Source organism: Streptomyces sp. NPDC055078 (assembly GCF_053607985.1).
Genome location: NZ_JBSGUP010000307.1, coordinates 1 through 9,525 on the forward strand (window position 1 = coordinate 1; position 9,525 = coordinate 9,525).

The 9,525-nt window shown below is 68.6% G+C and carries 7 protein-coding genes; 2 read left to right on the forward strand and 5 right to left on the reverse strand.

Annotated elements, in window-relative coordinates; genetic code table 11:
* Positions 1 to 224: 224 nt before the first annotated feature.
* The gene (locus ACWF94_RS23735) at positions 225 to 893 is read right to left on the reverse strand and encodes a potassium channel family protein (protein WP_453491883.1); all 669 of its coding nucleotides are present in this window, start codon (positions 891 to 893) and stop codon (positions 225 to 227) included.
* Complete coding sequence (locus tag ACWF94_RS23740; protein WP_453491886.1) at positions 893 to 1,561, reverse strand: potassium channel family protein; 669 nt, start codon at positions 1,559 to 1,561, stop codon at positions 893 to 895. The genes ACWF94_RS23735 and ACWF94_RS23740 overlap by 1 nt, the downstream gene beginning before the upstream one ends.
* A 390-nt stretch (positions 1,562 to 1,951) precedes the next feature.
* Here ACWF94_RS23740 and ACWF94_RS23745 point away from each other — a divergent pair, with 390 nt between their 5' ends.
* On the forward strand, positions 1,952 to 4,000 hold the full coding sequence (locus tag ACWF94_RS23745; RefSeq protein WP_453491889.1) for an APC family permease: 2,049 nt from the start codon (positions 1,952 to 1,954) through the stop codon (positions 3,998 to 4,000).
* 334 nt (positions 4,001 to 4,334) lie between these two features.
* The gene (locus tag ACWF94_RS23750) at positions 4,335 to 5,663 is read left to right on the forward strand and encodes a class I SAM-dependent RNA methyltransferase (RefSeq protein ID WP_453491901.1); all 1,329 of its coding nucleotides are present in this window, start codon (positions 4,335 to 4,337) and stop codon (positions 5,661 to 5,663) included.
* Positions 5,664 to 6,894: 1,231 nt separating this feature from the next.
* Here the strand turns inward: ACWF94_RS23750 and ACWF94_RS23755 are convergent.
* The 3 genes from ACWF94_RS23755 to ACWF94_RS23765 form a co-directional block, all read right to left on the reverse strand.
* Positions 6,895 to 7,983 (reverse strand): tyrosine-type recombinase/integrase, encoded by a 1,089-nt coding sequence (locus ACWF94_RS23755; RefSeq protein WP_453491892.1) that lies wholly within the window; start codon positions 7,981 to 7,983, stop codon positions 6,895 to 6,897.
* 59 nt (positions 7,984 to 8,042) lie between these two features.
* A complete protein-coding gene (locus tag ACWF94_RS23760) occupies positions 8,043 to 8,249 on the reverse strand; it encodes a helix-turn-helix domain-containing protein (RefSeq protein ID WP_453491895.1) in 207 nt (68 codons plus the stop codon).
* Positions 8,250 to 8,483: 234 nt separating this feature from the next.
* Positions 8,484 to 9,110 carry a tyrosine-type recombinase/integrase gene (locus ACWF94_RS23765; protein ID WP_453491898.1) on the reverse strand — a complete coding sequence of 209 codons (627 nt, stop codon included), beginning with the start codon at positions 9,108 to 9,110 and terminating at the stop codon, positions 8,484 to 8,486.
* Positions 9,111 to 9,525 lie beyond the last annotated feature (415 nt).

Below are 9,525 nucleotides of genomic sequence, written 5' to 3' on the forward strand. Positions count from 1 at the left end.
CAGTCCACGCACCCGGGCCCCAGCCCCGGACCAGTGCGGGCCCCTGCACCCCAGGGTCCGTCCTCACCCCCCAGCCTTCGTCCAGGACCCCCACCCAGGCGAAGCCCTGGGGGAGTTCGAGGCGCTGGGGGTCCCCCCACGCCGCGGCGCGTAGGTGGGGGTCCCCCCACGCCGCAGGGCGTAGGGGGAGTTCGGGGCAGCGCCCCGGGGACCGTGACCCCCCGCTACAGCTCCTTGCGGACGGAGAGCAGGTCCTCCAGCTGCTCCTCCCGGGCCTGGGCCGCGACGAACAGCAGCTCGTCGCCCGCCTCCAGCGTCTCCTCCGGGCTCGGTGTCAGCACCCGCGACCCGCGGATGATGGTCACCAGGGAGGTGTCCTCCGGCCAGGCCACATCCCCCACCTGCGTCCCCGCGAGGGCGGACTCCGGAGGGAGGGTCAGCTCGACGAGGTTCGCGTCGCCGTGGCTGAAGCGGAGCAGCCGTACGAGATCGCCGACGCTCACCGCCTCCTCCACCAGGGCCGACATCAGCCGTGGTGTGGAGACCGCGACATCGACGCCCCAGGACTCGTTGAAGAGCCATTCGTTCTTGGGGTTGTTGACCCGGGCGACCACCCTCGGCACCCCGTACTCGGTCTTCGCCAGCAGCGAGACGACGAGATTGACCTTGTCGTCACCGGTCGCCGCGATCACCACATTGCACCGCTGGAGCGCGGCCTCGTCGAGCGAGGTGATCTCGCAGGCGTCGGCCAGCAGCCACTCCGCCTGCGGCACCCGCTCCACCGAGATGGCCGTGGGCGCTTTGTCGACAAGCAGCACCTCGTGCCCGTTCTCCAGCAGCTCTCCCGCGATGGAACGGCCCACCGCACCGGCTCCCGCGATTGCGACGCGCATCACTGACCGCCCTCCTCGGGGCCCTCGGCGAACGCCGCCTCGACCTTCTCGATCTCGTTCGTGCGCATCATCACATGGACGAGGTCGCCCTCCTGCAGCACGGTCTCCGAGGTGGGCAGGACGGCCTCCCCCAGCCGGGTGATGAACGCGATCCGTACACCGCTCTCGTCCTGGAGGCGGCTCACCTTGTACCCGATCCAGGCGGGCGAGGTGTACACCTCGGCGAGCTGGACCCCGCCGGTCGGATCGCGCCAGAGCGGCTCGGCGCCGGACGGCAGCAGCCGCCGCAGCATCTGGTCGGCCGTCCAGCGGACGGTGGCGACGGTCGGAATGCCGAGGCGCTGGTACACCTCGGCGCGGCGCGGGTCGTAGATCCGGGCCGCTACGTGCTCGATGCCGAACATCTCGCGGGCGACCCGCGCGGCGATGATGTTGGAGTTGTCCCCGCTGCTGACGGCGGCGAAGGCGCCGGCGTCCTCGATGCCCGCTTCGCGCAGGGTGTCCTGGTCGTACCCGACGCCGGTGACACGGCGACCGCCGAACCCGGAACCCAGACGACGGAAGGCCGTGGGGTCCTGGTCGACGACCGCGACCGTGTGCCCCTGCTGCTCCAAGGTCTGCGCGAGAGCGGCGCCCACTCGCCCGCAGCCCATGATGACGATGTGCACGACCGTCCTTCCGGCTGTCAATATCCTTTACCCAAGGCTGAAAGGTCTCGGGCTCCAAGGGTCTCAGACCGTGGCCCAAGCTACACACACACGGTGCCCGAGCCGAGTGATCACGGTCCCGGGCCACCCGCCGTACGGCCCCGGGCCACCCGCCGTCACGGTCGCGGGCCACCCGCCGCAAGGTCCCGTCCCGCCCGCCGTACGGCCCCGGGCCAGGTGATCACGGCCCCCGGGACGGGCAGTCACCGCCGCCGCGACGGGCACGCACCGCCCCCGAGCCGAGTACGCACCGTACCCGCGAGACCCCCGATACGAGGGGAGCGGGGGATTCCGCAAGGGGAAGGGGGTGGTGGGTGGGCGTGGCCCGGATCGAACCCTTACGATCCCTGGGTGTCCAAACTGACCGACCTGCCGAAACGGATTCTGATCGGCAGGGCGCTACGCAGTGACAGGCTGGGGGAAACCCTTCTCCCCAAGCGCATCGCGCTCCCTGTCTTCGCCTCCGACCCCCTGTCGTCCGTGGCGTACGCACCGGGCGAGGTCCTGCTGGTGCTGTCCATCGCGGGGGTGTCCGCCTACCACTTCAGCCCGTGGATCGCCCTCGCCGTCGTGGTACTGATGTTCACGGTGGTGGCGTCCTACCGGCAGAATGTGCACGCCTACCCGAGCGGCGGCGGCGACTACGAGGTGGCGAACACCAACCTCGGCCCCAAGGCCGGTCTGACCGTCGCGAGCGCGCTGCTGGTCGACTACGTACTGACCGTGGCGGTGTCCATCTCATCCGGGGTGGAGAACCTCGGTTCCGCGATCCCCTTCGTGGTGGAGAACAAGGTGCTGTGCGCGGTCGGCATCATCGTGCTGCTGACGCTGATGAATCTGCGCGGGGTGAAGGAGTCGGGCAAGCTCTTCGCGTTCCCGACGTATGTCTTCGTCGCCGGCGTCTTCGCCATGATCGCCTGGGGCGCGTACAAGGCCCTCGTCCTCGACGACACCATGAAGGCGCCGACGGCGGACTTCGAGATCAGGGCCGAGGAGCAGGGGCTCGCGGGCTTCGCGCTGGTCTTTCTGCTGCTGCGGGCCTTCTCCTCCGGCTGTGCGGCGCTCACCGGGGTCGAGGCGATCAGCAATGGCGTGCCCGCCTTCCGCAAGCCGAAGTCCCGCAACGCCGCCGCCACCCTGGCCCTGATGGGCGGCCTGGCGGTCACCATGTTCTGCGGGATCATCGGTCTGGCGATGGCCACCGATGTGAAGATGGCGGAGAACCCGGCGCACGATCTGCTGCGCGGGGGGCTCGCGGTCGGCGCTGACTATGTGCAGGACCCGGTGATCTCACAGGTCGCAGCCGCCGTCTTCGGCGACGGCACCTTCTTCTTCGTCGTCCTCGCGGCGGCCACCGCGCTCGTGCTCTTCCTGGCCGCGAACACCGCGTACAACGGTTTCCCGCTGCTCGGCTCCATACTGGCCCAGGACCGCTATCTGCCGCGCCAGTTGCACACCCGCGGCGACCGGCTCACCTTCTCCAACGGCATCGTGCTGCTCGCGGGCGCGGCGGCGCTGCTCGTCGTCGTGTACGGCGCGGACTCCACCCGGCTGATCCAGCTCTACATCGTCGGGGTCTTCGTCTCCTTCACGCTCAGCCAGACCGGCATGGTGCGCCACTGGAACCGCCATCTGCGCACCGAGAAGAACCCGGCCAGGCGCCGCCGTATGATCCGCTCCCGGGCGATCAACACCTTCGGCGCCTTCTTCACCGGTCTGGTGCTGGTCGTGGTGCTCGCCACCAAGTTCACGCACGGCGCCTGGGTGGCACTGCTCGGCATGGTGATCTTCTACGGCACGATGAGCGCGATCCGCCGGCACTACGACCGGGTCTCGGAGGAACTGGCGGCCCCCGACGAGCCCACCGACGACAGCGTGCGGCCGTCCCGGGTGCACGCCATCGTGCTGGTCTCCAAGATCCACCGCCCCACCCTGCGCGCCCTCGCGTACGCGAAACTGACGCGGGTCGACAAACTCGAAGCGCTCAGCATCAGCGTGGACCCGGTCGAGACGAAGGCGCTGCGGGCGGAGTGGGAGCGGCGCGGTATCAATGTGCCGCTGAAGATCCTCGACTCCCCGTACCGGGAGATCACCCGGCCGGTGGTCGAATACGTGAAGGGGCTGCGGCGCGAGAGCCCGCGGGACGTGGTCAGTGTCTTCATCCCGGAGTACGTGGTGGGGCACTGGTACGAGCATCTGCTGCACAACCAGAGCGCGCTGCGGCTCAAGGGGCGGCTGCTGTTCACTCCGGGCGTGATGGTGACCTCGGTGCCGTATCAGCTGGAGTCCTCGGAGGCGGCGAAGAACCGGGCGCGCAAGCGGCAGGACTGGAACGCGCCGGGATCGGTGCGCCGGGGGCTGGTGGACGAGCGGCCGAAGGAGCGCAGCGAGCAGGACTGACGGACGGGGCGGGGTCCGGGGCGGTCAGCCGGGGCCGGTGGCGGGGCGGGGCGGGCCGGGCCGCGTGGCGGGCAGCCGGGTCCGGTGGCGAGGCAGCCGGGTCCACGTCCAGGTCCGGTGGGGCGAGGCAGCCGGGTCCGGGTCCGGTGGGCCGGGCCGGGTCCGGTGGGACCGGGGGCCTCTCCCGCCGACGTAGACTGGTGGGCTGGTCGTCCGTGCCACGCCGTACAGCCCCTTCCCCCGGCGCCGCGGCACGGCTTCCCCTCACACCATGCCCTCGATCACCGTCTCCACCGCCACCCCCCGACCCTCGATCCTCTGGAGTCACCTCACCATGCCGAACGCATCCGATTCATCACTGGTCGGGGAGGAGTACGAGGTCGAGGTCGGTCCCGTCGCACACGGCGGCCACTGCGTCGCCCGTACGGCAGAGGGCCGGGTGCTGTTCGTCCGGCACACGCTGCCCGGCGAGAAGATCGTCGCGCGGATCACCGAGGGCGACGAGGACTCCCGGTTCCTCCGGGCCGACGCGGTCCAGATCATCGAACCGGCGAAGGACCGTATCGCGGCCCCCTGCCCGTTCTCCGGGCCCGGCAGGTGCGGCGGCTGCGACTGGCAGCATGTGAAGCCGGGTGCCCAGCGCCGCTTCAAGGGCGAGGTGATCACCGAGCAGTTGCGGCAGCTCGCGGGCCTCACCCCCGAGGAGGCCGGCTGGGACGGCACGGTCATGCCCGCACCGGGCGACAAACTGCCCGCGGGCGAGGTGCCCGCGTGGCGCACCCGTGTGCAGTACGCGGTCGACCCGGACGGCCGGGCCGGCCTGCGCAGGCACCGCTCACACGACGTCGAGCCGGTCGACCACTGTCTGATCGCGGCTCCGGGCGTGAGCGAACTGGGCATCGAGAAGCACGCCTGGCCGCAACTGGCCTCGGTGGAGGCGATCGCGGCCACCGGCTCGAACGATCGCCAGGTGATCCTCACCCCCTCCCCCGGCGGCCGGCTGCCGCTGGTCGAACTGGACAAGCCGGTATCCGTCCTGCGCGTCGACGAACGCGACGGCGGCGTACACCGGGTCCACGGCCGCGACTTCGTCCGTGAGCGGTCCGACGGCCGGACCTACCGCGTGGGCGCCGGAGGCTTCTGGCAGGTGCATCCGCAGGCGGCCGACGTCCTCGTCAAGGCCGTCATGCAGGGTCTGATGCCCCGCAAGGGCGAGACCGCCATCGATCTGTACTGCGGTGTGGGCCTCTTCGCCGGCGCCATCGCCGAACGCGTCGGCGACCATGGCGCGGTGCTCGGCATCGAGTCCTCCAAGCGCGCGGCCGACGACGCCCGCCACAACCTCCGCGACCTGGAGCGCGTCCGCATCGAACACGGCAAGGTCGACCAGGTCCTCCCCCGCACCCGGATCACCGAGGCCGATCTGATCGTCCTCGACCCCCCACGCGCCGGCGCGGGCAAGCAGACCGTCCGCCAACTGTCCGCCCTGGGCGCCCGCCGCATCGCGTACGTGGCGTGCGACCCGGCGGCGCTCGCCCGTGACCTGGGATACTTCCGTGAGGCGGGGTACCGCTCACGTACGCTGCGGGCGTTCGACCTCTTCCCGATGACGCACCATGTGGAGTGCGTAGCGATCCTCGAACCGGCGGCGAAGGGCTCCTGACCTGCGGGTTTAGGTGGTGTGCGCTATGTGCATTGTGGGCGTTACGGGCGATATCTTGACGCTGAAATGACGCTCCCCGAGGCATCTTGACGCTCATTTGACGCTCGTTCTGATGGAGCGTCAGGCTAATTGTCATGCAGGTCGGAGCGCTGTCGGGCGGCGGGTACGGATGGCGCGCGACGATCGGCGACGCTCAGCGCGGAGCTACTGAGTCCTGCTGGTCGAATGTCCCAGAAGAGACCAGTGAGCGCCGTGACCTGCCGTGATGGGCGCGTGGTGGCTGCTGAGCTGCGCGAATGGGCTTTCGGTTGATTCACGCTCGTGCCGGTTGATGGGGCCGGAAGTTCCAGAGAGGTCCCAGCGGACTCCCGCGGCTGACCGACGCCCCTTCGGCTGTGCTCGCGGTAAGGCAGCGCGGCGTGGGCCGGAGCTTGTGCACTGGTGGTCGGCGCCTTGATCGAACGGCAGCACGGGCTCCCCTGACCCCCTGCCGTCGACGAGGGCGCTCGGAACCATGAGGTCAAGTGGCTGGCGTTCGGCCAATGCCTTGCGGGATAGTTGGCTCCTGATGATCGACGACAACTCTACGGTCGCTGGCAGCGGTGAGCCGACGGAGCCCGCCAAAGTCTCGGTCGGCCCATAGCGAGCGGCCCGTCGCGCGTGCCCGGCGGGCGAAGGCGCGGGAACTGATCGAGCGACTCATCGCCGAGGGGCGCGTCCGGATCACTGATCCCGATGACGACGAGGTCGCGGAGTGGCGTCGCGTTGTCAATTACGCAAAGAGGCACGGCCTGGAGCCGGCAGGCAAACGCATCGAGAAAGTCCCGTACGGCGGACCAGGGCTGGAGCCGTTCCTCGCGGAGGGCCCGCATCCCAACGCGCGGAGCCAGCCACCGAAGGCGGCCGGAGGTAGCGCATGGTGGCTCGGTGGACCACCGATGCCCACCCCGCGTACGCACGCTGACGGTCGTAGCTATCCCGCGCCCTGGCGCTCGCCCGCTTCCATACACTTCACGTGATGCGTGAACTGGTTTCATGGTGGCTGTCGGCGCCGAGCCGACCAGCGCCAGGGCACCCTCGATGCCCTGGTCTGCCAGGCCCAACGAGATTCCCGGCTGTTCATTTGGTGGGCGCTTGATGTGATCATCTCTGTCCCAGCCCTCAGCACACTTGCTCGCAACCCTCTCAACGCCTTCGCCCCCGTCCTACACGGACAGGGGCGAAGAATCGTTCATGCAGCGATGATCAGCGGATCGTCCAAGCGTTCCCAAGCGCCGAGGACAGCCTTGTGCGCGTCCGGTTGCAGGTGAGCGTAGCGCTGGGTGGTCTGGAAGCTCTCGTGGCCGAGGAGATGCTGGACCTCGTAGAGCGAGACTCCCTTCTGGACCAGCCACGAGGCGCAGGTGTGGCGCATGGAGTGCGGCGGGTAGTACGGGACGAGTTGCTGCTCGCCGTCGGTGTCGAAGTAATAGGCGGCCTCGATGGTGGGCCACCAGGTCTGCCGACGCCAGTTGCTGTCGGCGAGGAGCCGTCCGGCACGGCCTTTGGTGACGGTGGTGAACACCACGGCATCCCGGTCGAGCCGGTGGATGTGGCGTTCAACGGCCTCCAGGACGTGAGGCGGGAGCGGGACCTCTCGACGGCTTTTGGAACTCTTGGGGTACTCCTTGATGCCGCTCTTGGTGTTGACCTCCACCACAAACAGCCGCGAGCGGCGCTGGTCGATGCGGTGGCGATGCAGACCAGAGAGTTCTCCCCAGCGCAGTCCGGTGTAGAAGCCGAGCAGGCACATTGTCCGCCACGCGGCGGGGAGTTCGTCCAGGATGCTCTGCGCCTGGTCAAGCGTGAACCACTGCGGCGGCTTGACCGCAATCTGAGGCAAGTCGATGCTGCGGCACGGGGTCACCGCCAGAACATCGTCGTCGACGGCCGCGCGCATCATGGAGGACGTGAGGTTGTAGGCCCGCTTGATCACAGCGGCCCCAGCGCCCTTCTCGACCAGGGTTCGGATCCAGCTCTGGACGTCCATGCGGGTGATGGCCCGAATCTCCCAGTCCGCCCAATAGGGCATGACGTGGTTCTTCATGCTGGAGGCGTCGCCGCGAAGCGTGTGGGGCTCAACGACGCGGGCATTCCACCACCGGTCGTGCCACTCGCGGAACGACACTTCACCGGCCCGCGGGTCACGCATGCCTCCGCGGGCGAACTGGGTCTCCGTCTCGATGCCCCAGGCGCGCGCCTGCGCCTTGAGGGGGAAAGACTCGCTGAACCGGTCTCCTGCCCGGTTGCGTACGGTCGCCTGCCACTTGCCAGACTTCATCTTGCGGAGGTACGAGGCTCTACTCCTTGTTCAACGGTGACTGGCCAGAACGGCCTTGGTCAGCGGCGGACTGGCGGCGGCACTACGGCACGGCGCGTGATGAACTCGTCGAGGCCAGCCGCGGGGACCCGTACACGGGATCGGCCTGGTCCGATACGAAGGTCGACGACAGGCAGGTCACCGGCAGCGATGAAGCGGTAAACGGTGCGACGGTCGACGTCCAAGGCGGCGGCCACGGCAGGGATGGACAGCAAGCGTGCGTGCATAGAGGGGACCTTGAGGTGAGGGTGGGCTGGGCGCCCGCGGAGTCGGCGGCCGGAGCATCGACCGGTCCAAGATGGTCACCAGCCCTGGCAGGGCAGTGGGACCGCTTCACGGAGAGCCTTGGCCAAAGGGGGCTGGCCGCGTGACGGCTTCGTCGGCGCGAGGACGACCGGTGCAGGAGAGGGTGAGCTGGTGGCGCCCGCGCTCTGGGTGTCAGCCAGAGCGCGGGGTGAGAATCAGGATCTGCGAGAGTCCGGAAGGGGCATGACCCCGGCCAGGTGGTCCCAGTCGATTTCGACCTTCTCTGTGCGGAAGCAGTGCGGGTAACGCTGGGTCAGCCAACTCGGGGTCACGCCGGCCCACTCGGCAACCGTGACGGATGAGAGGCCCATCCGCAGCCACTTCACCAGGCAGGAATCACGGAGGATGGAGATGGGCTCCCCCAGGCGCCACGAGTACAGATCGTCTCGCGGCAGGACGGCCTCTTGGGCCTGCTCCCAGATCTGCTTGTAGTCGGAAGCAGAGAGCGGCCTGCCTCGCGTACCGGGGAACAGCAGGTCGTCCTCTTGTAGACCAGCGCCGTTGATCCACTCACGGAGGAACGCGATGCACTGCGGCTGGAGGGCTATATCCCTCGCCTTCCCATTGCGACGGACCGTCAACTTACCTCCGTCGCCCTCCGGGAGCACATCGCTCACACGCAGGGCTCGAGCCTCACGCGGGAACAGAGCCTGCTCGGCCACGGTGCATATGAAGGGGTACACCGATCGATTGAAGCCCCCTTGCCCGTGAATCGACTTGAGCAGCGATCGAACCTGCTCCTCGGATAGCAGCCACTCTTCTTCCATGACTTCGACATACACGGCTTTAGACTCCTCGGAGAGATTCCTGGATGCGCCACGCGGAAATCAGCGCGGCAGGTTCAATGGTCTGCGGAATCGCCGGTTTGGCTAACCGGCGATCGTCGGCTATGTTGCCCTCGCGCTCCCGGCATCCAACTGCACACGGGAACAGCAGGGCACAACCGCACTTCTCCGGACCGCTCTAGGTTTGCTTGCTTCGCCGCGTTGTTCCAGTCCGTTGCGCGCCCAATGTGTCTGCCATCGGCGAATCAGCGCGACCCCAGCAACACGTAGGAGCAGCGCTGCAAAGCGCGCTCACTTGGCTGCCGCCATCGAGGAACAGAGCAGGCGCCTTCTAAGCGCTTGGCCGCAGGTTCGAGTCCTGCCGGGGGCGCCACCGACCATTTCATCGCGGTGCCGTGTTTCCGCAGGTCAG